Source organism: Sulfuricaulis sp. (genome assembly GCF_049587675.1).
Taxonomy (GTDB): Bacteria; Pseudomonadota; Gammaproteobacteria; order Acidiferrobacterales; family Sulfurifustaceae; genus Sulfuricaulis.
In genome coordinates, this window is the sequence record NZ_JBAVEJ010000154.1 from 1 (window position 1) to 23,835 (window position 23,835).

General features: G+C 60.6%; 22 protein-coding genes. 2 read left to right on the top strand and 20 right to left on the bottom strand.

What is annotated here, in order from left to right; genetic code table 11:
- Positions 1 to 529: 529 nt before the first annotated feature.
- The 4 genes from WB402_RS07850 to WB402_RS07865 form a co-directional block, all read right to left on the bottom strand.
- The gene (locus WB402_RS07850; protein WP_424206624.1) at positions 530 to 1,123 is read right to left on the bottom strand and encodes an SCO family protein; all 594 of its coding nucleotides are present in this window, start codon (positions 1,121 to 1,123) and stop codon (positions 530 to 532) included.
- Positions 1,123 to 2,073 (bottom strand): heme o synthase, encoded by a 951-nt coding sequence (gene cyoE, locus WB402_RS07855; protein ID WP_424206626.1) that lies wholly within the window; start codon positions 2,071 to 2,073, stop codon positions 1,123 to 1,125. The genes WB402_RS07850 and cyoE overlap by 1 nt, the downstream gene beginning before the upstream one ends.
- Before the next feature lie 111 nt (positions 2,074 to 2,184).
- Positions 2,185 to 2,796: an SCO family protein gene (locus tag WB402_RS07860; protein ID WP_424206628.1), complete on the bottom strand. Its 612-nt coding sequence runs from the start codon at positions 2,794 to 2,796 to the stop codon at positions 2,185 to 2,187.
- Positions 2,793 to 3,542, bottom strand: a complete 750-nt coding sequence (locus WB402_RS07865; RefSeq protein ID WP_424206630.1) for an SURF1 family protein — start codon at positions 3,540 to 3,542, stop codon at positions 2,793 to 2,795. Before WB402_RS07865 ends, WB402_RS07860 begins: the two co-directional genes overlap by 4 nt.
- Positions 3,543 to 3,618: 76 nt before the next feature.
- Here WB402_RS07865 and WB402_RS07870 point away from each other — a divergent pair, with 76 nt between their 5' ends.
- Positions 3,619 to 3,834, top strand: a complete 216-nt coding sequence (locus tag WB402_RS07870) for a twin transmembrane helix small protein (protein WP_424206632.1) — start codon at positions 3,619 to 3,621, stop codon at positions 3,832 to 3,834.
- A 78-nt stretch (positions 3,835 to 3,912) separates the two neighbouring features.
- Here the strand turns inward: WB402_RS07870 and WB402_RS07875 are convergent, their stop codons facing one another.
- The 8 genes from WB402_RS07875 to bioF all read right to left on the bottom strand — a co-directional run bounded on the left by WB402_RS07875 (position 3,913) and on the right by bioF (position 12,212).
- The gene (locus tag WB402_RS07875; RefSeq protein WP_424206634.1) at positions 3,913 to 4,788 is read right to left on the bottom strand and encodes a cytochrome c oxidase subunit 3; all 876 of its coding nucleotides are present in this window, start codon (positions 4,786 to 4,788) and stop codon (positions 3,913 to 3,915) included.
- 44 nt (positions 4,789 to 4,832) lie between these two features.
- Complete coding sequence (locus WB402_RS07880) at positions 4,833 to 5,477, bottom strand: cytochrome c oxidase assembly protein (protein ID WP_424206636.1); 645 nt, start codon at positions 5,475 to 5,477, stop codon at positions 4,833 to 4,835.
- A gap of 21 nt (positions 5,478 to 5,498) precedes the next feature.
- Complete coding sequence (gene ctaD / locus WB402_RS07885; RefSeq protein ID WP_424206638.1) at positions 5,499 to 7,058, bottom strand: cytochrome c oxidase subunit I; 1,560 nt, start codon at positions 7,056 to 7,058, stop codon at positions 5,499 to 5,501.
- 28 nt (positions 7,059 to 7,086) lie between these two features.
- The gene (coxB, locus tag WB402_RS07890; RefSeq protein WP_424206640.1) at positions 7,087 to 8,241 is read right to left on the bottom strand and encodes a cytochrome c oxidase subunit II; all 1,155 of its coding nucleotides are present in this window, start codon (positions 8,239 to 8,241) and stop codon (positions 7,087 to 7,089) included.
- Between the two features lie 489 nt (positions 8,242 to 8,730).
- Positions 8,731 to 9,426, bottom strand: coding sequence for a dethiobiotin synthase (gene bioD, locus WB402_RS07895; RefSeq protein ID WP_424206642.1), 696 nt, complete (start codon positions 9,424 to 9,426; stop codon positions 8,731 to 8,733).
- Complete coding sequence (gene bioC / locus WB402_RS07900) at positions 9,426 to 10,304, bottom strand: malonyl-ACP O-methyltransferase BioC (protein WP_424206644.1); 879 nt, start codon at positions 10,302 to 10,304, stop codon at positions 9,426 to 9,428. Before bioC ends, bioD begins: the two co-directional genes overlap by 1 nt.
- Positions 10,297 to 11,064: a pimeloyl-ACP methyl ester esterase BioH gene (bioH, locus tag WB402_RS07905; protein ID WP_424206646.1), complete on the bottom strand. Its 768-nt coding sequence runs from the start codon at positions 11,062 to 11,064 to the stop codon at positions 10,297 to 10,299. Before bioH ends, bioC begins: the two co-directional genes overlap by 8 nt.
- Entirely contained in the window at positions 11,061 to 12,212 is a 1,152-nt protein-coding gene (gene bioF, locus WB402_RS07910) for an 8-amino-7-oxononanoate synthase (protein WP_424206648.1), read from the bottom strand. Before bioF ends, bioH begins: the two co-directional genes overlap by 4 nt.
- A gap of 168 nt (positions 12,213 to 12,380) precedes the next feature.
- Between bioF and WB402_RS07915 the strand changes: the two genes are divergently transcribed.
- Positions 12,381 to 13,085, top strand: coding sequence for a ComF family protein (locus WB402_RS07915; protein WP_424206650.1), 705 nt, complete (start codon positions 12,381 to 12,383; stop codon positions 13,083 to 13,085).
- Between the two features lie 68 nt (positions 13,086 to 13,153).
- On the opposite strand, the gene WB402_RS07920 is transcribed toward WB402_RS07915, so the two are convergent.
- The 8 genes from WB402_RS07920 to WB402_RS07955 all read right to left on the bottom strand — a co-directional run bounded on the left by WB402_RS07920 (position 13,154) and on the right by WB402_RS07955 (position 23,366).
- Positions 13,154 to 14,584 (bottom strand): tetratricopeptide repeat protein, encoded by a 1,431-nt coding sequence (locus WB402_RS07920; RefSeq protein WP_424206652.1) that lies wholly within the window; start codon positions 14,582 to 14,584, stop codon positions 13,154 to 13,156.
- Entirely contained in the window at positions 14,581 to 15,525 is a 945-nt protein-coding gene (locus WB402_RS07925) for an ExeA family protein (RefSeq protein WP_424206654.1), read from the bottom strand. Before WB402_RS07925 ends, WB402_RS07920 begins: the two co-directional genes overlap by 4 nt.
- Positions 15,526 to 15,619: 94 nt before the next feature.
- The gene (mshL, locus tag WB402_RS07930) at positions 15,620 to 17,341 is read right to left on the bottom strand and encodes a pilus (MSHA type) biogenesis protein MshL (protein ID WP_424206656.1); all 1,722 of its coding nucleotides are present in this window, start codon (positions 17,339 to 17,341) and stop codon (positions 15,620 to 15,622) included.
- The gene (locus WB402_RS07935) at positions 17,338 to 17,787 is read right to left on the bottom strand and encodes a hypothetical protein (RefSeq protein WP_424206658.1); all 450 of its coding nucleotides are present in this window, start codon (positions 17,785 to 17,787) and stop codon (positions 17,338 to 17,340) included. The genes mshL and WB402_RS07935 overlap by 4 nt, the downstream gene beginning before the upstream one ends.
- Positions 17,784 to 18,455 (bottom strand): hypothetical protein, encoded by a 672-nt coding sequence (locus tag WB402_RS07940; RefSeq protein WP_424206660.1) that lies wholly within the window; start codon positions 18,453 to 18,455, stop codon positions 17,784 to 17,786. The genes WB402_RS07935 and WB402_RS07940 overlap by 4 nt, the downstream gene beginning before the upstream one ends.
- Positions 18,456 to 18,457: 2 nt before the next feature.
- The gene (locus WB402_RS07945) at positions 18,458 to 19,075 is read right to left on the bottom strand and encodes a PilN domain-containing protein (RefSeq protein WP_424206661.1); all 618 of its coding nucleotides are present in this window, start codon (positions 19,073 to 19,075) and stop codon (positions 18,458 to 18,460) included.
- A complete protein-coding gene (pilM, locus tag WB402_RS07950) occupies positions 19,072 to 19,980 on the bottom strand; it encodes a pilus assembly protein PilM (protein ID WP_424206663.1) in 909 nt (302 codons plus the stop codon). Before pilM ends, WB402_RS07945 begins: the two co-directional genes overlap by 4 nt.
- 251 nt (positions 19,981 to 20,231) lie before the next feature.
- Positions 20,232 to 23,366 carry a DUF6701 domain-containing protein gene (locus WB402_RS07955; RefSeq protein WP_424206665.1) on the bottom strand — a complete coding sequence of 1,045 codons (3,135 nt, stop codon included), beginning with the start codon at positions 23,364 to 23,366 and terminating at the stop codon, positions 20,232 to 20,234.
- Between the last annotated feature and the right edge of the window lie 469 nt (positions 23,367 to 23,835).

Sequence of the window (23,835 nt, forward strand, 5' to 3'; positions counted from 1 at the left end):
CTCAGCGGGTGCGCATACGCGACATCCCTGTCGCGGATGCGCACGCTCGCGATCCCTCGCTCGTCCCTTCGGGCCTGCCCTTCGGCGGCACGCGGGGCTCGGCTTGACCAAGGGGGTTTTAAAAACCCTGTCGGGGCAAGCTGAGCACCTTTCAGGCACCGGGATGCCATGCGAGAGAGGTTTTCAGGCCCCCGTAGCCGCCGCCGAGCATCGCAGCCGGAATCGGGAACAGCGAGCCTCGTGTTTGAGCCCGTGGCGCGTATCTGGCGCCCGGCGAGTTAGGCGAGCGCCGATTCCGGCGAGAAGCGCAGGAAGCAGTCGGCGGCTCCGGGGCGCCCTTTCTTTTGGTCGCTTTTCTTTGGGCAAGCAAAGAAAAGCGACCTGCCGTGGGTCAGCCACCCACAAGTAGCTTTTCAAAGTCAAAAGCCGCCTTTCGGCGGCTTTTGGTCATTCAAGGCCTGGATCCCCGCCTTCGCGGGGATGACAACCATAGGTTTGGCGGCATTCGCGGGAATGACAACGACGGGATTTAATTCTTCTCTTTCAACAACACCCTCACATCATGCTCCAAATCCTCCACCGGAACATCATTCTTCACCAGCAACCGTAATTTCCCCTTGGCATCCTTGACCAGAATCCCGGTGGAATGATCGACGAGCGTGGAGTTCTTGGGATTCTTGCCATAGGCAACTTTATATTCGCTGGCCACAGCAGCGATTTCCTTGTCGCTGCCGGTGAGGCCGATGAAAGTGGGATTGAACTGCGGGACAAAACCCGCAAGCTGCTTGACCGTGTCGTTTTCCGGGTCAACGGTGATGAACAATACCTGCACGCGCTTGGCATCGTCGCCGAGCCGCTGCATGAGCACGGCGAGTTTCGCCATCGTCGGCGGGCAGATATCAGGACAGTGGGTGAAGCCGAAGAACATGATCACGACCTTGCCCTTGAAATCCGCCGCCTTCGCTGGCTTGCCGGTGTGCGCGGTCAGTTCAAAATCGCCGCTGCCCCAATCCACGCCGCTGATGTCCGTGGCCTTGAACGTTGGCGCGGGTGGCGTACACGCAGCGACGAACAACGCCAACAGCAGAAAAAATACCCGGGAGAAAAGGTGTGGCGGCAACATCAATACAGCGCGGATTGCAGCGCCTCGTGAATATAGACGCGGTAGTGATCGATCAGCAGCAGCGCGAACAGCAGCGCGAGGTAATTGATCGAGTAACGGAAGGTCTTGCGCGCCAGCTCGTCGCTGTAGTTCCGGTACAGCCGCACGGCGTAATACAGGAATCCCGCATTCAGGATCGCCGCGCCGAGGAAATACAGCCAGCCGCTCATGTGCGTGGCGAACGGCATGATCGTCACCGCCACCAGCAGCACGGTGTACAGCAGGATCTGGAGCTGGGTGAACGCGCGCCCGTGGGTGACCGGCAGCATCGGGATGCCGACCTTGGCGTATTCCTTTTCGCGGTACAGCGCGAGCGACCAGAAATGCGGCGGCGTCCACAGGAAGATGATCAGGAACAGCAGCAACGCGTCCGGCGCGACATGACCGGTGATCGCGGTCCAGCCGAGTACCGGCGGCGCGGCACCGGCGGCGCCGCCGATGACGATGTTCTGTGGCGTGGCGTGCTTGAGGTAGACGGTGTAGATGATCGAGTAGCCGATGAGCGAGAGGAACGTGAGCACCGCGGTAAGCATGTTGACCCACAACACCAGGATCACCATCGACACCACGCCGATGATGAGCGCGAACAGCAACGCCTCGGGCGTCGTGAGCGTGCCCGTGGGCAGCGGGCGGCGGCTGGTGCGCAGCATGCCTCTGTCGAAATGCTGGTCGAGAATCTGGTTGATCGCGGCCGCCGAACCGGCGGCGAGCGCGATGCCGAGCGTGCCGAGCAGCAAGCCCGACAGCGGCAACGCTCCCGGCGTGGACAGGAACATGCCGACCACGGCGGTGAAGATAATGAGCGACACCACGCGCGGCTTGGTGAGCTCGTAGTATTCCCGGGCGAGGCTCGCGAGCCGGCGCGGGGCCGCGACTTCGATGGACGAATGTGTTTTGCTTAGTGGTTCCATTGGGCGCGGTATTCTACGCAATCGTTGCCGAACATGGTATGTATAAGGTCAAGTCGGTTTTCGTCCTGAATCAAGGGGTTAATCGCTAAAATTGCCGGGCGTGGACCGTCCTCAGCCGATCTGCGATATCCGCAGCAGCCTTGCCAGGTCCTTGCGCATGCCGGTCGGGTCGGCGTCGGCCGGATAGCTCATCATGAAATTGCCGAGCGGGTCCACCAGGTAAATCCGGTTCAGGTTGTCGAGCGGGCTTCCCGCGGGCAGCGTGAACTCGCGCGCCAGCGCGGTAACTGCATCCGCCGGGCCGGTGACGATGCGCATGCCGGGATAATCCTTGATGGCATAATTCAGCCAGTCGCGTGTCCCGGCGTCCTTCACGATTAACATGCTTTGAATGCGTTCGGCCTCTTTCCCCTGCGCCGCGATGACCTGGCGCACCTTCACGAGATTGCGTTCGCAGGGGCTGAGGCATTCCGCGGCGCTGAACGTCACCAGCGTCCACTTGCCGCGCAGTTCGCTGAAGCGCATCGGCTTGCCGTCGAGCAGCACCAGCGCGGCGTCCGCGACGGGACGCGCCGGCTGCACCAGTTCACCATGCGGGTGCACGGCTTCCGGACGCCAGCCGCTGTAATAGAGCGCGTAGGCGACGAGCATGGGCAGCGCAAACAGCGCGGCGATCAATAACAGTTTGCGGCGCGAACGCGATGGATTGACGGGTGGGGTCATGACTTGTCTTCCTCCTGCTGATCCGCGCCGTCACGGCGCAGACTCATGAAAAAATAAATGACAACCAGTCCCACCGCCATCATGAACCACTGGAAGGCATAGCCCTTGTGCACCGCGATACCGGCATTGAGTCGGGGCCACTCGCGGGTAAAACCGCCGGCGGGGCTTTCGGGGTCCAGCAACACGACCACCGGCTGCACTGGAAACGGCACGGCCGCGCGGTAACGCGCCATGTCCATGTTCTGCCACACCAGCTCCCAGCCGCGGTCGAGCGCTTCGGGCTTGGCGAGCATGAAATTCTTTTCCGACGGCACGGTGGCCACGCCGATGATTTCCTGCAAGCCTCCGGGCGGATCGATCGCCGGCGGATGGCTGCGATCCTCGCCCAGCGGAACCCAGCCGCGATTGACCAGCAAGCGTACGTCGCTGTCCGGCAGTCGCAGCGGCGTGATCACCTCATAACCGGCCTGACCCTGATGCACGCGATTGTCGACGAGTACCTGATAGCCGGTTTCGTAATAACCCCTGGCGATGACGCGGTAGAACTGCAACTCCTCGGGGCGCTGCACGCGCGTCTCGACCTTGACCGTCGGGCCGGTGGCGCGCGCGTCGTATTCCGACTGCAACTCGCGTTTCTCCTCCGCGCGCTGCAACTGCCAGTAGCCCAGGTACAGAAACAGCGGCAACAGCACCGCCACGGTCAGGCTCGGGACCAGTGCGGGCCGGAATTGCGGCGGGAGTCTCATGGCGCAAGGAAATCGTCGGGGAATTTCATGAATTCATCTAGTATAATGTCGCTTCGTCATTTCCCTGGAATCCTGCATGTTCATCAAGATCGTGGTCATCGTCATGCTGGTGCTCATTCTGGCCAGCCTGTTCTCCGCCCTGGTTTTTATGTACAAGGACAAGGGGCGCGGAAATCGCACCGCCCGGGCGCTGACCTGGCGCATCGGTCTGTCGATCACGCTGTTCGTGCTGCTGATGGCCAGTTTCTATTTCGGCCTCATTCCGCGCCAGGGACTGGGCCTGTTTCGATAACGCCGGGTTACGGTCAAAAGCAAAAAGGCGCTGCCATCCGGCAGCGCCTTTTTTTATTCTACCGTCCGGAATTCGCTATCAGAACCAGTAAACGAAAATGAACAGGCCGAGCCAGACCACGTCCACGAAGTGCCAATACCAGGCAACGGCTTCGAAGCCGAAGTGATGATCCGGGCGAAAATGACCGGCGATCGAGCGGGCCAGAATCACGATCAGCATGATAGTGCCCATGGTCACGTGGAAGCCGTGAAAGCCGGTGAGCATGAAGAAGGTGGCGCCGTACACGCCGGTCTTGAGCGTCAGGCCCAGTTCCGTGTAGGCATGGATATATTCAAATGCTTGCAGCGCCAGGAAGGTGACGCCCAGCGCCACGGTCAGAAACAGACCGGTGATGAGCTGCGCGCGATTGTTCTTGAGCAAACCCCAGTGCGCCCAGGTAACGGTGGCGCCCGAGGTCAGCAGGATCAGGGTATTGATGGCGGGAATGCCCCAGGCGCCCATTGGCGAAAACTGGTTCAAACCCGGGACGGTGTCATGAGGGACCGGCACCGGTCCTTTCGGGCCCGCGGTCGGCCAGGTGGCGTCAAAACCGGGCCAGAGCAGATCGTCGGCGCCGAGCCACTGCACCGCGAACTGGCGCACATAGAACAGCGCGCCGAAAAAGGCGGCGAAGAACATGACCTCGGAGAAAATGAACCAGGCCATGCCCCAACGGAAGGAGCGATCCACCTGCTCGTTATAGGTGCCGCTTTCGCTCTCGCCGATCACCTGGCCGAACCAGCGAAACATCATGTACACGATCAGGGCGGTACCGACCAGCATGACCCAGGGACCCGCCCCGATGCCATTCATCAGGAGAATGAATCCGACCGCCAGCGCGAACAGACCGACCGAGGTAATGATCGGCCACGCGCTCGGATTGGGCAGGTAGTAGTTGGAATTGGCAGTGGACATGCTTATATCCTCTTTATCAATTTATAAATAATAGTTTGTCGCGCTCAGCCGCCGGGCGCCGGATGGACGTGATCGTGGTGCTCACCGGCCTGCGCCAGGGAAGTCCCGCCGTATTTCTCCGCCGACGCCTTGTCGATGTTGAAGAACGAATACGACAAGGTGATGGTCTGCACATCCTTGTCCAGCCCGGCGTCGACGACGAACCGCACCGGCATCTCGCGTGTCTCGCCCGGCTTCAGGGTCTGGCGGGTGAAGCAGAAGCACTCGATCTTCTTGAAGTGCGGCGCCGATTCGCCGGGCGTGACGCTGGGGATCGCCTGGCCCGTGATTTCCTCCTGGGCCAGGTTGCGCACCAGATATTTCACTTCGCGGGTCTCGCCTGGATGCAGATCCAGTTTTTTCGTCAGCGGCTTGAATTCCCAGGGCAGGCCCGAGGTAGCGAGACCGGTGAACTCCACGGTGACCGTGCGGCTCATGTCGACCGGCTCCGCGGCCACGGTCTGCACATCGGTACGGCCGGTCTTGCCGTTGATCCCCAGGGCCCGGCACATCACGTCGTACATCGGCGACAGCGCATAGCCGAATGCGAACATCGCTAGCGTCACCCCGCCAAGCTTCAGCGCCAGCCGGCGATTGGCCGCGCGGAGATTGCGCGGTTGCGGCTTTCCATCATGCTTGGCGTCGGCCATTGTGCGTGGTCCGGATCTGGCTTACTTGATCTTGGGTGCCACGGCGAAGCTGTGGTACGGCGGCGGCGAGGACAGCGTCCACTCCAGGCCGTCCGCGCCTTCCCATACCTTGTCGGTCGCCTTGGCTCCGCCCTTCATGGCCCGGATCGCGATATAGAAGAAGATGAGCTGCGCCGTGATCGTGAAGAACGCGCCGACCGTGGACCACTTATTGAACTCCGCGAACTGCAGCGCGTAATCGGGGATACGCCGCGGCATGCCGGCGAGCCCGAGGAAGTGCTGCGGGAAGAACGTCAGGTTAAAACCAATTGTGGTGAGCCAGAAGTGCCACTTGCCGAGGGTTTCGTTGTACATGTGCCCGGTCCACTTCGGCAGCCAGAAATAGATCGCGGCGAACAGGCCGTAGATCGTGGCGCCGAAGATCACGTAGTGGAAGTGGGCCACGACGAAATAGGTATCCTGATACTGAAAGTCGGCCGGCGTGATCGCCAGCATCAGGCCGGAGAATCCGCCGAGGGCGAACGTGAACACGCCGCCGATGGACCACAGCATCGGGGTCTCGAAAGTCATCGAGCCGCGCCACATCGTGGACACCCAGTTAAAGATCTTCACGCCGGTCGGCACTGCGATCAGCATGGTGGCGTACATAAAGAACAGTTCGCCGGCCATCGGCATGCCGACCGTGTACATGTGATGCGCCCAAACGATGAACGACAGTAGCGCGATCGAGGCCGTGGCATAGACCATGGAGGCATAGCCGAACAGCGGCTTGCGCGCGAACGTCGGGATGATCTGCGAGAACACGCCGAACGCCGGCAGCACCAGGATGTAAACCTCCGGATGGCCGAAGAACCAGAACACGTGCTGCCACAGCACCGGGTCGCCGCCGCCGGCGGCGTCGAAGAAGTGCGTGCCGAAGTGACGGTCAGTGATGAGCATGGTAACCGCCCCGGCCAACACCGGCATGGCCGCGATCAGCAGGAACGCGGTGATCAGCCAGGTCCACGCGAACATCGGCATCTTCATGAGCGTCATGCCCGGCGCGCGCATGTTGAGAATCGTGGCGATGATGTTGATCGAGCCGAGAATCGACGACATGCCGAGCAAATGGATCGACAGCAGCGTGAAATCGGTGCCGATACCGCCCTGCACGGAGAGCGGAGGATACAGCGTCCAGCCACCGGCCGGGCCGCCGCCGGGCATGAACAGGCCGAGGATCATCAGGGTTGCCGCGAACGGGAGTATCCAGAACGACCAGTTGTTCATGCGCGGCAGCGCCATGTCCGGAGCGCCGATCATCATGGGGATCATCCAGTTAGCCAGGCCCACGAACGCCGGCATGGCGAAACCGAAGATCATGACCAGCGCGTGCACGGTGGTCATCTGATTGAAAAAGAGCGGCTGTACCAGCTGCAGGCCCGGCTGCCACAGTTCGGAACGGATCACCAGCGACATGGCGCCGCCGATGATGGCCATGATGAAGGCGAACACCAGGTACAGGGTGCCGATGTCCTTGTGGTTCGTGGTGAACAGCCAGCGGGAAATGCCGGTGGGATGTTCTGCGTGATGATCAGCTGACATTTTGTATCTCCTGTCGGAATCCGATTCGTTACTTGCGCAGGGCTTTGACCTGAGACGGCTGCACGACGTCGCCGGTCTTGTTGCCGAGTGCGTTGCGTTCGAAGGTGATGATCGCCGCTACATCCGTATCGCTCAGCTGCGCCGCAAAAGCCGGCATCTGTGCGCTGAATTTTCCGGTGGCGCGGCCGTGCAGCACGGTCTTGATATGTTCATCGACGGGACCGGTGGCCACTTTGCTGCCTTCCAGTGCCGGGAACACGCCCGGAATCCCCTTGCCTTCAGGGCCATGGCAGGCGGCGCAAGTGGCGGCGTAAGCTTTCTTGCCCTTCTCCAGCAGCTCATCCTTGCTCCAGGTCTTGGCGCCGCCGGCGGATTCCGCCGCGGCCTTGTCCTTCTGCATGGCGACCCACTTGGTGAAATCTTCCGGGCTCACGGCGTTGACGACGATGGGCATGAAGCCGTGGTCCTTGCCGCACAGTTCCGCGCATTGTCCACGGAAGGTACCGGCCTCATCGGCGCGGACCCAGAATTCGTTGATGAAACCGGGTATGGCATCCTTCTTCACGCCCAGTTGCGGCACCCACCAGGAGTGGATGACGTCGTTGGCGGTGACGAGAAAGCGCACCTTCTTGCCCACCGGCACCACGATCGGGTTGTCTACTTCCAGCAGGTAGTGCTCGCCTTTGGCGGCCTTGTTGTCGATCTGGTCACGCGGCGTCGCGAGCGTGCTGAAGTAACCCACGTCCTGATCGGGATAGTCGTACTTCCACTTCCATTGATAACCGGTGATCTTGATGGTCAGGTCGGACTTGCTGGTGTCGCTCATTTCGAGCAGCGTCGCGGTAGACGGGATGGCCATGCTCACCAGGATCAGAAACGGGATGACGGTCCAGACGACTTCAAGGGTGGCATTGTCGTGAAACTTGGCGGGCTTGTAACCGCGGCTCTTGCGGTGCGCGAAGATGGAGTAAAACATCACGCCGAAGACGATCACGAATATGATCACGCAGATCAGCAGGATCATATTGTGCAGTTCGAGAATCTTGTGAGCGACAGGGGTGACGGGTCTCTGGAAATTGAGCGCGTACTCGGCGAAAACCGCCGGCGCCGCCAACCACAGACCCACGCCCAGGATCAGGCGGGACACGATGCCTGGGAATTCTCTTATAAGTTTTCTGGACATGCCTTTCTCCCGTATCGTAAATATCAATATATTCCGCAATCGGACTGTGTCCGCGCTATTCATTTCCCGGTCGATCGACCGTGCAGCGCTAGACTTTATGCAGTCGTATTACTTAAGGAAGCTCTGATTAAGTCATTCCCGCGAACTACATCACCTTTCCTCGTCGGGAAAGTGAACGGTTCGGGCGGATCAGCAGCCCTGCTCGCGTCGCTCGCTCGTCTTACCGTATTATGAGAAAACTCAGGCCTTCGCCGGTGTCTTTTCAGGCGCATCGCAGGTCCATCCTCACTTACGCCTGCCGTAACAATCCGGATTTCACCGCTGATCCAGAATATTGATCTAGATCAAGCCATTTTGGGCGCGCGCAAATTATCACATGCGTCAAATCGCCGCAATACGTGAATCAGGCATAAAACAGGTGTTTTTCAGGCGATTTGAGCGATACCGCCAAGATCCACGGCCGCTTCACTCAGCTATAAAAAGGTAGCCCTACTTCAGAGAAGTGAGATGCATTATCGTTTCGCGTGGAAAAACCGGCGCCAGTGCACCGTAATCGCCGGACGACCAATAGTGGAAACTCGCCAGTAGCGGCGCTGGGATTCTTTCATTCAGGGCGGCGATATTCTCGTCCACGTGCGTCATAGCCGGATCGATCTGATTCGCAACCCACCCGGCAAGCGGCACGCCATCGTGCTGGATCGCCGTTGCCGTCAGCAAGGCGTGATTGAGGCAACCCAGACGCAGGCCGACAACGAGAATCACCGGCAGGCGCATGGCGCGCGCGACATCCGCCATCGTCAGGTGTTCGGCCAGCGGCACCATCCAGCCGCCAATACCTTCGACAACCATCCACGGTGCTTTTTGTCGCAGGCGCTGAAAACTCTCGAGAATTTTTTCGTTCCGGATTTCCTTCCCGCTTTCATGCGCGGCGAGGTGCGGCGCCGTCCCCGGGGCAAACGCATAAGGATTAACCTCCGCGTAATCCACCGCGACACCGCTCGCCGCCTGCAGCCGTTCGGCGTCCTCGCTGCGCAGACCCGCGGCCGTTTCCCGACAGCCGCTGGCAACGGGCTTCATGCCGATGGCGCGTTTTCCTTCGCGCGCCAGCGCCTCTAGCAGCAGGCAGGCCACCCGGGTCTTGCCCACGCCGGTGTCCGTTCCGGTAATGAACCAGCCGCCGCTCATCATACTCTCCGTCCGACGCGGCCAACGGGAACCACGGCGATGCCATCGCGCGCATGAACCGCCCCGGTCTCCGGTACCCAAGCATGGCCATACACCGCTTCATAGGTCGCCGGAATTTTCCCATCCCGCGCCAGAGATTCGTAGGCCGCGCGGAAACGCGCAAACCTCGCCTTGCCGGTAAGTCCGCGTGTCCGGTTCAGCGCCACGTTATGAGCGCCGAGTTGCTTGATGTCACGCATCACGTCCAACACGCTGGCATAGGTCAGTGTGAACGACTCCATGTCCATGACCGGATCGGCGAAACCGGCGTATATCAGCATGTCGCCGATGTCGTGCATGTCGATGAAGGCATGCACATGCGGCGCATCGTCCGCCGCGCGCCATGCGTCGCGCAACTCGCGCAACGTATCCGGACCGAAAGTAGTGAACATGAGCAGCCCCCCGGGGCGCAACACACGCCGGGCCTCGGCAAACACCGTGCGCGGATCGCACCATTGCAGCGCGAGGTTGGAGACGATCATGTCGACGGACGCCGTGGCCAGCGGCAGGCGTTCGGCATCCCCGCAGGTAAAGCCGCCGCGTCCGGTCAGCCGGCGCCACCAGCCGGCATTGCGGCGCGCCCGGTGCGTCATCGTCTCGACGATGTCCAGACCCAGCACGCGCGCGCGGGGATAGCGTTTCATCAGTTTTCTGGCGTCATAGCCTGTGCCGCAACCGATGTCGAGTATGACCTTCGGCTTGAGCCGAACCACCTCCAGCCGCGCGAGCAGGCGATCGGCGATTTCACGTTGCAGCACCGCGACCGCATCATAGGTGTCCGTGGCATGCTCGAAGGACTCGCGCATGCGCTGCTTGTCGAGCATCAAGCCTTCAGCCATGCATGAAATCCTTCAGCTTCTCCAGGAAATAGAGCGAGTGCGACAGAAACGGCGCGTGCCCGGCGTCGGGCACCAGTTCCAGCTGCGCGTTGGGCAGTTGCGTGGCCAGAAACCGCGCCGCGCCGACCGGCACGATGCGGTCGCGCTCGCCATGCACCACCAGCGTGGGCACCGCGATTCCGGGAAGGGCGGCGCGACGATCCTCCTCCCTGAGCAGCCGCAGCCCCTCGTGCAGCGCCGCCGCAGGGGGTTCACCGTGACGGAACATTTCATCGCGTAGCCGGCGCAGTACGCCTCGATCTTCACCGGCGGCCATTTGCAGGCTCAGGAAGCGATCGAGGGTGGCGGCATAGTCCTGCTCGAGATTGAGCGCGAATTGCTCCAGCACTGCGAGCGGCATGGCGTGCGGCCAGTCGGCCGACTGGACGTACTTCGGCGTGGCGCCGACCAACACCAGTTTCGCCACCGCCTGCGGGTCGCGTTGCGCGGCGGCGAGCGCCACGAAGCCCCCCAGCGACCAGCCGATCCAGATCGCCGGACCGGAAAGGACGCGCCGCACTTCTTCGGACAGAATATCGGCGGTGAATTCGCGCGGCAGAAAATCGCGCGAGCGCCCGTGGCCGGGAAGATCGGGAACCGTCACGCGAAAGTCGGCCGAAAGCGCGCGGGCCACGTCCGTCCATATGCCACCGTGTTGCGCCCAACCATGGACCAGGACCACATCGGGTCCCTGGCCGTGCTGCTCATAATAAAGTGTCATCCGGATATCGCCTCGGCCAGCGCTTCCAGAAGTTGGTCCACCTGTTTTGCCGTGTGCGAAGCGGAAAACGTGATGCGCAGGCGTGCCGAGCCTTCCGGCACCGTGGGCGGCCGGATGGCAGTAACCAGTATGCCGCGCTCCCGCAAACGACGGCTCGTCTCGACGGCCGCCCGAGCCTCCCCGAGCATGAGCGGTTGAATGGGCGTGGGCGATGAAGTCAGAACAAACCCGAGTTGCTGCGCGCCGGCACGAAATTGCGCCACGAGTGCTTGCAGCTGTTCGCGCCGCCAGCTTTCCTCCCGGACGATGCCGAGGCTGGCGTGCACGGCCTCGGCCGCCGCCGCCGGCAGCGCCGTGGTATATATATAAGTACGCGCCCGTTGTATCAGGGTCTCGATCAATGCCGCCTCCCCCGCCACGAAGGCTCCGAAGACACCCAGGGCCTTGCCGAGTGTGCCCATGAGTATCGCCGGTGGTGCCAAGGGTACCCCCAGATGCTCGAACGATCCCCGGCCGTTTTTTCCCAGGACCCCGATGCCATGCGCGTCATCTGCGAGCAGTCGCAGACCGTGTTGCGTAGCCAGGCGAGTGAGATCGACCAAAGGCGTAATGTCGCCGTCCATGCTGAAGACGGCGTCGGTTGTGATGAGCCCGGACCGCTGGTCCCTGGCCAGCATCTCCGCCAGCCATTCCGTGTCGGCATGGGGATAACGGCTGACCTTCGCGCGGGTCAGGCGCGCGGCGTCGATCAGCGAGGCGTGGTTGAGGCGGTCCTCGAAAATATGGTCGTGGCGATCGGTGAGCGTGCTCACCACGCCGAGATTCGCCATGTAGCCGGTTGAAAACAGCAGTGCGCGCTCGGCACCGACGAAATCCGCCAGTTCTTCCTCGAGAGCATGATGGGCGCGGCTGTGGCCGCTGACGAGATGCGACGCGCCGGCGCCGACACCATAGCGTTCGGCACCGGCGCGAAAGGCGGCGACTACTGCCGGATGATTCGCCAGCCCCAGGTAGTCGTTGCTGCAGAACGACAGCAACGTCTCATCGCCGACGCGCACCTCAGCTCCCTGCGGCGAATCCAGCACCAGACGCTCGCGATAGAGATGTCCGGCGCGACGTAGCGCCAGTTCCTGTTCCAGTGTTTTCATGAAAATTCGCGCGGTGGTTGTCGTGGAACGGTGCAGGCAGGCATGTGATTCAGGCGCGGGCGCGGATATGTCAAAAATGTAGCCCTGCTCGCAGCGCTCGCTCGTCTTGCGGTATAAATACCAGCAGTTTAATCGGTCGCCGTCACCAGTCAACAATAAATCTCAAATATGGTTGACATTAGTCTAGGGAATATACATCGCGGTCTTTGGTCAGGTAACTGCCTGCTATGCGCGGCCCGCGCGCCGGCGGGGAAAGATCTTTGCCCGGCGTGTGAACGCTCGTTACCGCGCACGGAATCGGCGTGCCCGCGCTGCGCCGCGCACGGCACTGCCATGGAAATCGAGGGAGTATCGTGCGGCGCATGTCAGACACACCCGCCGGCTTACACCTCCGCACGCGCGGCATTTCGATATGCCACGCCGGTGGACAAACTGATCCAGGATCTGAAATACCACGATCGCCTCGAACTCTCGCGCTTGCTGGGTGGATATCTGGCGAACCATTTGCAGGCCCTCATCGATCCGCTTCCCGACGTGGTCGTACCGGTGCCGCTGCATTCATCGCGCCTGCGTGAACGCGGTTACAACCAGTCGCTCGAGATCGCCCGATTCGTGGCGCAATCCCTGGAGCTGCCGATCAACTGGAAAGACGCACAACGCATCCGACCGACAATACCGCAGACGGAGTTACCCCGCGAACAACGGCGCAAGAATGTCCGCGGCGCGTTCATGACAGGCGGCGCGTTCGCGGGCCGGCGTGTTGCCATCGTGGATGACGTGATGACCAGCGGACACACGGCTAACGCGCTTGCCGAGAGCCTGCTCCGGAGCGGAGCCGTGGAGGTGAGGGTGTGGGTCGTGGCGCGTGCCTGAAAAAAATTTACCCAACGCCAGAAAATATTTTTAAAATACGTATCCCTTGACGTACTTGGCGGTTCGAATTATTTATTCTTGACGATGGCCAGCCGCTGGTTGGCGTATTTCAACAAGTTGTCGTCCAGCGTGCCGGTTTCAACGGCGCGCTGGTAAGCGTCACTGGCGTTTTTCCAGTCCCGCGCGGCCTCGAGCGAGATGCCCATGCCGATCCATGACCGGCCTTCCCGCGGATTGAGCTTGATCGCCTCGGTATAAGCCTTGATCGCCTCGGCATGATCGCCGGCGCGCCGATAGAGTTCTCCGAGGAACGCCATGTAATCGGCGCTGCCTGCGCCGGCCCGACGGCTGGCTTCCATGACGGCAAGCGCCTTCTGGTCCGTTCCATGTTCGATCTGGATTCGCGCCAGCAGCAGCGCGAAGGGATAATATGCTGGCACCTTCTCGATACCCTGTTCCAGAATCTGCTGCGCCTCTTGCCAGCGTCCATTCTGCAACGCCAGACCGGCGAGCAACTCACGCGACGGCGTGTGTACCGCGCTGAGATTGAGCGCGGCCTGGAGACGCTTCTCGGCATCGGCCGCGCGCCCTTTTTGCAACAGGTTCACCGCCTGACGGTATTCGCTTTCGGCCTGCTCATCCGGACTGAGCGGCTTGAGCTTTTTATTCATGACACCGCTATCCGCGGAACCCTCCTCTGTGCCCGGTGACAATGCTGGAGCAGCTTTCGGCGCACTGTCCAGCGCGGCCGGTTTTTTCACAGACGCCACGGTTCTGTTTGCTTTTTTAGTTTCTATATTCCTTTCATTATTGTGATCCGGCATAGCGAGCTTCGCTGCCATTGAATCCGGCGGCGTCAGGCGCAAGCGCTGCCCCGAATAGATTACGTGATTGCGTCCAAGGTGATTCCATTTAGACAGGTCCAGGAGATCGATGCCCGTCTTGGCGGAAATGCTGTAAAGCGTTTCACCTTTCGCCACCGTCCAATAACCGCCCTCCGTGGCAGGCTCGGCCGTAGGCGCGGGAGCGGAAGTGTTTTTCGGTTCGGCGGGCGGTGGCACGGGAACCGTGTTCGTCTCCGGTTCTGCTTGGGGAGGCGGGACTGTGTTCACAGCCTGTGCGTTTGTCGCCGGCATATCCTTGAGTTTTTCCGCCACCGGTACCGCCGGAGCAGGTATGGCAGCAACCGTTGCGACCGGCGCCGGTGCCGGAGCCGCTGCCGGTTTGGGCGGCGCCTTGTGCGCCGCGACAGGACGCGTTTTGACGACCGCCGGTTGATGCGAAAGCAGCTTCTCGCCCCATTGCATCCAGGCGTAGGCGCCGCCGCCGGCAACCGCGAGCGCCAGCAAAATAATGCTCAACCGCTTGTTCGGTGGCGCACGGAAGCCCGAAGCGTTGACCGGCTGGAGATCCTCGTAAACAGATTTTTTGCTCACCGTGTCGGCCTGGGCATTCTTGCGCGACTCCAGGTCCTGGAGCATCTTGTTGATCAGGCTCACACGCTACCGCCTGCGATCAGTGTCACGCCGTGAAACGCGAGATTGAAGAGAGAAATGAGGCCAATAACCGCCGCCGGCACCAACGCCGTCAGGTATTTGAGTATTTTCGCCTTCACCGTCCGCACGCCTTGGGTGGATTCGGTATCGGCCACCGCCATGCGTACGTGCCGCTCGGCGGCCACGCGCGCGCCCTCACCGAAAGCCGCCATGAGCGATTTGTGGGCGAGGATATTGACCAGCCGCGGTATGCCGTTGCTGGCGCGGTAGATCTGCTTGACGACCTTGTGCGGAAACAGCCGCGGCCCGCGATAACCCGCCACCGCCAGCCGGTGTGATATGTAGAATTCGACTTCGCTGAGACTGAGCGGCGAGAGCTGGCAGGAAAAGCTCACGCGCTGCTTGAGCTGACGGATCGAGGGATTGTCGAGGCGTACATCGAGTTCCGGTTGACCGAAGAGCACCACCTGCAGCAGCTTGCGTCGCTCCGTTTCCAGATTGCTCAGCAGCCGCAAGCTCTCCAGTGTCTCGAGCGGAATGGCCTGTGCTTCGTCCAGACACAGCAGCACGCGCTTGCCTTCGGCATAGGTGTCGATGAGATAGCGGTTGAGCAGCTTGAGCAGCTGATGCTGGTTGACGTGCTGCGGGTATTTAATGCCCAGCTCATCCGCGCAGGCGAATAGCAAGGTCATAGGCTGCAAATAGGGATTGGGAATGTAAGCGGTGACGAACTCATGGTGTTCGAGCGTGCTCATGAACTTGCGGCACAACAGCGTCTTGCCCGTGCCGACCTCGCCGATCACCTTCATGAAGCCCTCGCCGCTGCGCGCCGCAACCAGCAGCGTGTTCAACGCTTCCTGATGCGAGGAGTGGGCAAAGAAAAAGCTCGTGTCCGGTGTGATGGTAAACGGCAGTTCCTGCAACCCGAAATGCGTTCCGTACATTGGTGTCCTCAGCTGCGTTACAGGGTGCGTCCCTGCACCACTCCTCGCGGCGTCCCTGCCGCACTTCCCCTGATACCGGCTTGGATATCGTACCTCAGGAGCCGATGCGAATTTTCTTGATGCGCTCTTGCGATTCGCCGACCGCGTCGCTCCAGTCCTGACCCTGATTGATCACCGTCGGCTTGAGCAATATAACCAGTTCCCTCTTGATTCGGACGACTTTCTTGCTCTTGAACAGATTGCCCACTACCGGGATGTCGCCAAGGAGGGGCACGGAGGTGTTATCGTCGGCGGTCGCCTCTTTCATCAGGCCACCGATGACGATGATCTGGCCGCTGATGGCGCGCACGATATTATCCGACTCCTGCACGCTGCTGGACGCCGTCGAGAGAGGGATGAGCGTGCCAACCAAGATCTTCTTCTCGGTAACATCAGTCACGGATGGATGGATATGCAGGTTAATATTGCCGGCATCGTCGATCTGCGGGGTCACGTCGAGTGCAATACCGGAGAAAAACGGTGCGAGTTGCGTCGTCACGGTAGGCTGGGTAGATATAGTCGAGGCCGCGGTTGTGTCCTGACTGGTCACAAAGTACTCGTCGGTACCGACCTTGATCACCGCCTTCTGGTTGTTCATTGTCGAGACGCGCGGGCTGGAGAGCACGTTCAAATCGCCCTGCGCCTTGATCAACTCGAAAAACGCCGCAAAATTGCTGGATTTGACCGCCAGCGTGAATACCCCGCCGAAGGCCGAGGCAGCGGTGCCATCGATCGCGCTGTATATGCCCGACGTGGGATTGAGGTTCCCGGTATTGCCGGCAATGTCGCTGGGGGCAATCTCGCTAGGGTTGGTGGTGGTAAGCGATTTGCCGCCGCCCGTCTGACCCACGGTATAGTTCCGGCCTGCGGACTCGGCAATCCCCGCCCAGTTGATGCCGCTCCGGAAACCATCCTTGAGCTGGACTTCGAGAATTTTCGCCTCGAGTATGACCTGGCGGTTCATGCTCGTCTGGGTCACACCCAGGTAATCTCCCACCAATCGCAACTCATCCGGCATGGCGCGCACAAGCACGATGCCGGCCTGCGGATTCACGATCACCTTTCTGCCGCCATCGGCACCGATGATCGCCACCAGCGCAGCGGTCAAATCTTTCCAGAAATCCGTCAGCGACTGGGTCTCGATCTTAACGCCGCTGAGCGACGTAGCCGTAGACGGAGTCGTTGACGATGAACCCGACGTGCCTGACGAGCTTCCGGTCGGACTCAAGCCGGTCGCCGCCACCCGCGTGTCGGAAAGCCCCTTGCGCGAAAGATTAAGGTAGTTCACCGGGAATAACCGCGTCTGCATCTCGTTCCCGAGAATGAAAAAGCGGTTGCCTTCGCGGCGGAACTGATAGCCATAGACGTCGCGGATGGCGCCAAGCGCCTCGGGCACCGTGACTTCCTTCAGGTTCAACGAGATCGTGCCATGCAAGTCCTGAGGCAGGATCATGCTGTACGGCGTGCCTTCAACCAGCCCCATGAATACCTGGCGCGCCGGCGCGTTGTTTACGGTGAGATCGAAACGCGGCTCGAGCGGGACGGAACCGCCTTGGGGAAGTGTGATTTCAATCGGTGGCAACAAGGCCTTGCTCACGTCCGTAGGAACCGCCTTGCCTTCCTTGCCGGTGCGCGCCTGCGACAGGCTGTCGTCCACGCTGGATCTCACGGAATCGCTCCAGCCGGGAGATATGCTCTGGCACCCCACTAGCAGCATGGCCAGCGCCGCGACCAGCGAGCGCCGGATCATCAATTCGATATTACCTGTCCTTTTCATTTTTGCCCGCCTTCTTGGCTATTCGCCGGTACCTTGACCACGTACGTTTCTTTCGCCAGTTTCGGCAACAAACGCAGGTGCGTTTCACGACCTGCCTTCTTCAACACCACTTCATACGGTTGGATTTCCGTAATCACAGCACCGTCAAATTTGTCACCCACCCTATAGGACTTCCCGCCGATCACGGCGCGGCGCTGGCTCGTCGAGATGAAGGTCGACTGGAGCAACGGACCCGTCGGCTGTAGCTTCCCGCCCCCGGTAGTTGCGCTGACATACGATGGCCGCGTGGGGTCTGCGAGTCCGGCCAAGCCGTCATCCGCCCGGCTCGCCGCTACAATCCCTAGCACTCCGATCACCATCACCAGTGCCCGGCAGACGACCAGGCCAATACCGTCTTTCCTGCTATCGGTACTTGTATCAAGATTCGTGCCAGGTGCAGGTCTCATAACCCTATCCAGCCCTCATGGGTACTCAAGGTATAGATCAGCAGGCTGAGATCGGAATCGGGATATTTATCAGTCTTGAGCGTCACCTGACCCCAGAAGACTTTCCAAGGCATCCCTTCGAGGGACTTGAGATAACGCAGAATATCCAGGTAACCGCCCTTCAGTTCGATACGCAGCCCGTGCTTATAAACCATTGTGCCGGAAGTCTTCGCCTCGCCGCTGCTTTCGAGCAATGAAGCAGCCGGAAGGCTTTCCATCTTGATCACCTGCAGACCGCGATTCTTCAGCAACATCTGCTCGACTAGCCGGGTCATTTCCTTGGGCGGCACGAGACCCGTCGTCACCTGAGCGAATGACGAGTCCATCTGACGAATGTCCTGCTGAAGCGCGGCGATTTTTTGGCGTTTGGCAGCATCGGGATCGTGTGCCCCGCTCGCGAGCATGCTCTGTACCTGCGCATCCATCATTTGGGTCTCGTTACGCAACTGATCGACCCGCTTTTGCAACTGATCCTTTTCCGCGTTAATCGACCCGAAAAGCAGGTTTATTGCCACGAAGTACAGCGCCACCAGGATAGTGATGAAAATCAGGGCGCGCTCACGCAATGACATCGCGTCTATGCGGTCAGCAAACCCCTTGAATTGAGTTTTCAGGTCGTCGAGTTGCATGGCTATCCGGGGTTCACGGCAGTTTTAGCCTGGAATTCGATGTAATTAGAGTTCGCGTCTTTCGCATCCGCCGCCGGCCGGTTCATCTGGAACACGTTGAATACGATCCCGGAAAGCGTCTTCTCCGTGGAGAGTTTTTGCAAATAGCGCGGCACCAGTTCCGGATTGGTGCTACGTCCGGCAAGCATCATCTGATCCGCCGCTCCGCTGATATCGAAGCCGGTCAACCACACGCCGGGGACGCTCTGACGCGCAAAAGAAACAAAATAATCCGAAAACCCGTGCGTGTTGCTGAAGGCACCGCGCTGCAATATCTCCTGGATGCGCCGTTTGGCGACGAGTTCAAGCTCCAGGCGCGTGATCTCCGTGTCGAGCGATAAAACTGCTGCTGCTTTACCGAACCTCCCGGTCGCATCGGCCAGGCGTTTGGTCGCCGCGACATGGCTTTGCTCCGCCCGCTGTAATTCACTTCTCAGTGCTCCGATCTGCCACCACGAATAGGCATACATCAGCACGATGCCTATGGAGACGATGCCGATCGCCTGAAGCATGGCAAAGGTGGAGAATTTCTTCTCTTCCCTGCGGAAGATTGGCTGGTAAAGATTGATCTGCTGGCTCACAGCGCCTTTTCCTCCTGCCGCAATGCCGCACCCAGCGCGCTGAGACAAACCGACTGCAGCGCGGGCGGCAGTTGGGCATCGCATTCCATGAGCTGCGTCAAATCCATCGTCAGCACATTTACATTGAGATTGGCCTTGAGGTAATCCACCAGTCCAGGAACCTCGACCGGCATCGGTGCCAACGCCAACGTGTTGATCGGGGCCTGGCGGAAGTGGCTGTCGTAATAATCGAGCGAGCGCTGCACTTCGAGTGCAATGCGATCAAAGAGTCCGGCGGTGTCCTGCGACTGCGTCAGCATCTCGATCCCGATGTCGATGCTGCGGCTCAGATAGATTTCCGACTGTTTGGTGATGGTGATCAGTCCGCCGTGCGCTGTAAATGACAGGAGAACGATGCCTTTCGCGTCTTCCGGCAGCAGCGAAGCCAGGTTGCGCTGCGCCATCTCCGGAATATCGATGACATCCAGATTGATGCCGGCGGTAGTCATCATGTCGACGCGCCTTTGGATGGCAGCACTGCGCGCGGCCACAGCATACATCGAACGTGCCCGGCCCGTGGCTTTCTCGCCCGGCAGGTCGAAGACATCCAGCGTCGCGTCGTTGATGTGGAAATCGATCAGGTCCTTGATGCGCCAGCGGATCGCGGCGCGCAGTTCATCGGGCGGCACATCCAGCGCTTCGGTCAGGAGCAGCGTATATTCATTCGGGTCGAGAATGGTGGTGCAGCGCGAGCGCGTGAGTTCGTGGTCGGCCGCCACGCGCGCGAGCACCTTCTCCTGCCCCTCGTCGCCCCAGGGACGGAAATCAAGCAGCGTGACGGACGGCGGACGCCCAGTCGTACGCTCGACGCGCACCACACAGACTCCATCCGGCCGCAGCCCCACGCCGGTCAGACCGGGGAGCATCCTTTTTTTCAGAAATGGTAACAGGGGAATTCTCCTTATCCCGAATGAATCCCTTTAACTATGCAAGAATTTGGCCAACCCCACAGACATCAACGATATTGCTTGATTTTCCGAGGTTTGAGTTAAGAATCGTTCACTAACCTACTGTTGTCAATGTAGTTTCCAGTGATTAATTGGCGTGAAAACCTACGAAAACAGGGCATTTTTCCGGAGCCAGCTCTGCGCCCCGGACGTCCTCAGGGTAGCGGCGATCAGTACCGCTCCCGCTGGTAGATATGTCGTGGACTGCCGCGGTAAAGGCCGAAGGTGGCCCGGCCAGAGGGGTTATCGAGCGAGCCGTTATCGTCCCAGTCATAACGCAGCCAGGTTTTGGCACTCAAATCCGTACCCACGTCCACGCTGCCATCGTTAGCAATTCCCGGAGCCTTCATATAGAGGTTATAACTTCCGGAAGACGGAATTGAGGTGAAACGTTCTAATATCGGTCCTGCGATAGCACATCCCTGGCTGCTGACTCCCGGGTTGCCCGTGTCCTGCGCGCAAGTCTCGCCTGTATTCAAATTATTCTGAAAGTTGGACAATGCGCTAAGCGTGGTCGAGGAACAGGCATCATTGGTGTTCGCGACCCACCCGTCGGCGGAGTAATACTCGACCCGCATCGGCACCGGCAAATCGGCGAGTTCCGAGCCGTAGGCATTCATGATGTTGATCCGGCCGCTACGGATCTCGGCGGCTTCCTCGGTGTGGCCGGCGGAGCTGACGTTATCCGTGTCGGTCGCGCGCAGGGCAAGCGTCACCAACGGAGTTTCCTTCGCGGAGAACAAGAAGCTTACGTCCGTCTTTGTCTGGTCACCGTTGACGGCGGTAAAATTGGCGGCGGGAAAAGACCCGTTTCCGAAAGCTCCTCCGGCGAAACCGTTGCCATCGGAAAGCGTGACAAGCTTGGCCAGACCGGTGGTCCCGTTGTAGTTCTTCGTCGGCGTTCCCGCACCCGCTTTCGCGCTGACCGTCACTTGCGAGAAGGGCTGGCCGGAATAGGTGAAGGGCGTGGCTCCGAGACAGGCATGGATCCTGGTGACATCGAAGTAGGCCGGGGTGAAACGGCCGATGCCCGCGCTGTCGGCGGTGAGGCCGAACAGGCAGCCGTACTTGCCGCTGGCGTCCTTGGTGTTCGAATAATTGCTCGCGACACAGTTGCCCTTGGTGCTAACGCTGTCGATACCCGTCCAGGTGGCAAGCCGCAAGAGGTCGCACTGCGCCAGCGTTAAGGTCGCGCACTCGGTTGCGACGACGACACCATCATAGATTCCTCTTCGTGCCGTGGCGTTGCTCGCCGGGTTATATCCCCGGAAAATAAACCCGCCCACTTCGTCGTACGTAAAGTTGTTACCCGTGGCCGTCGCGGTCGGCGTACCCGACACGGCGGCGGGGAAAGTGCCCGTCGCTATTCCCAGCACCGAGGGCGAGTGCAGCGCTTGAAGCTCGGAACTGTTTATCTTGAGGAGGCCGGTATAACGGCTGGGATTGCTGGCGATGCCGGCGATGGTCGCGGTCAGGTTAAACGTGTCGCTGCCGGCCTTGAAAATGGGCGTGCCACCCGTACCGGCATTGGTGGCGTTGGAAGACGTGACCGTAAGGCCGGTCGGCCGCACCGAAAACGAGTCCGCCGAGCATGCCGGTGCGGTAGCGGTAAAGGCGCTGCAGGCTGAAGTCGTGCACTCCTTCATGACGGAAATCAAATTTTTCCACGCGGAGTTGAGCGTGAATGTCGGTAATGGTGAAGCCACTCCCGTGGTACCGCCAGAAGCAAACGTGGCTATCTGGGTGGCGCCGGCTTCCACCGCGGCCTTGTTGGTGCAGGCGGCGTTACAGGTGCGGGCGGCATCGGAGCCGCAGGCATTGTCGCTGTTGTCGACTATCTTCACCGATACATACTTGGTACTGGTGGCGGAATAGCCGGTGGAAATTCCGGTGCCGGTCAACGCCGCCACCCAGAGCCGGAACGGCACCCCGGTCAGCTTCATGTAGATGTCGCCGGTCTGGAAATTCTGGTAAGCGGGCACGGTGGGCGTCCCCGGATAGGCCTCGTCGATGGCGGAAAATCCGCTCGCGGTTCCGCCGGTGGACGGCAGCACCGTCTGGGCGCAGACGCGCAGGCCGCCGATTTCATGAATGTTGTCCGAGCCGCCGGTGGAGCCGGTGAAGGAAATCTTCCAGTAGTCCGGCACGATCTGAGTAGTCCAGCCTTGAGTCAGGGCGTAATTCGCCTCCGTATAAGCATTGAACGGGCCGAACAGGGAAACGTAATTACTGCCGTCTTTGGTTGTCGCATCCCGATTCACGGCCACGTTGATCGTACCGCTGGTTGCATTACGGGCGTCCACGATCACCTGAAACATGTAGCCGGGTGACGGCGTGGTGGAAGTACGATTATCAATGGTCAGGCCGCCCGGACTGCTGCCCGTGCCACCCATCCAGCGATAACCGTTAGCGCCGTTTCCCGGACCGCGCACCCCGATCGATTGCACCCTGAACCCAGGGCCACCTACACGGCCCTCGGTGGGATTCTGGTAGTTGCCATATTCGTCGAGCGCAATACCAACCCAACCGCCATTGAAACCCGGCGGCTGGGTGCCATCGCTGCGTTGCGCATAGCCCAGCGAACCGCCGAAGCCGCCCGGCACGGCGGGCACGGAATAATCGGAGAGCGTGACCGCGATACCATCCGCGCCGGTGCCATCGTAAGCGTAATGATTGAATTCCACCGAGATGTAGTTGCCGACGGCGGGGAAGATGCCCGGCAACGTGGCGGCCTTGGCGTTATTGGCGCTGCTCTCAGTCAGACGCAGTAAACCGGTGGTGCCATTAATGTACGGGAGGATGCCGGTCGAGTCGGTAGAGCCCAGGGATACGGTCCAGTTGCCGCCGAAAATGGTGGAGGGATTGAGGCTGGCGCGCCCGAACCGGTCGCAGACGCAGCTTACCGACACACCCGCGGGAATATTGGATGGCGGCGAGCAGAACGGCGGCGAGACGGTATAGACCTCTCCAGTGAAATTACCATTGCCGGCACCAGCACCACCGAGAGGAATGCTTCCCGCATCGACAATCGTGTCGTCGTCAACCAGATTCAGACCCAATGTCCCGGTACCGCTTCCTGTGTTGGCCGTGACTGTCCAGGTCGTGCCACTGCCCGTGACCGAGGTAATGCTCGCTCCGGTCACCCCGCCGGCCTGAACCAGCGCGAAATCCGTGGCATCCACTCCGGTCATGCTGGCGGTGAATATCACCGTCCAGGATACGGAGAGGCCCGGTTCAGTCGGGTTAGTACTGGCGCGATCGATGGAACTAACGACGGGTGCTGGAGTATAGGTAATGGTCACCATCCCCCTTGCACCGGCACCGCCACTCCGGTTGGTGTTGCTCTCTGCGCACGCTCCGCCACCGGCGCCTCCGGCGACACTGCCCGTATTCCCATTACCGCTGGTGTTCCGGCCATCACCGCCATCGCCTCCCCCGGTTGCCGTCCCGGCACCGCCCGTGTTTCCCGATGCATCGCCACCCGCCCCCGTACTCCCCGCGCCACCGCCACCAGCGCCGCCGTTTTGGCAGCTGCCAGTTACCACGCCTGCCGATCCGCTACCGCCTGCATAAACGATATCGCCCACCCCACCCGCCGCGGACCCCGCGCCGGCAACCCCGTTTGTCGCGCCCGTTCCGCCAGCCCCGCCTTTGGCAACTACGACACTCGCAGCAAAAGTTGAGTCGCCACCGGCAGTACCATTGCCAGTCGAGCCCGTGCCAGCCGTACCCACGACTACTGCATAGTTATTACCGGGCGTGACGGTCACCACC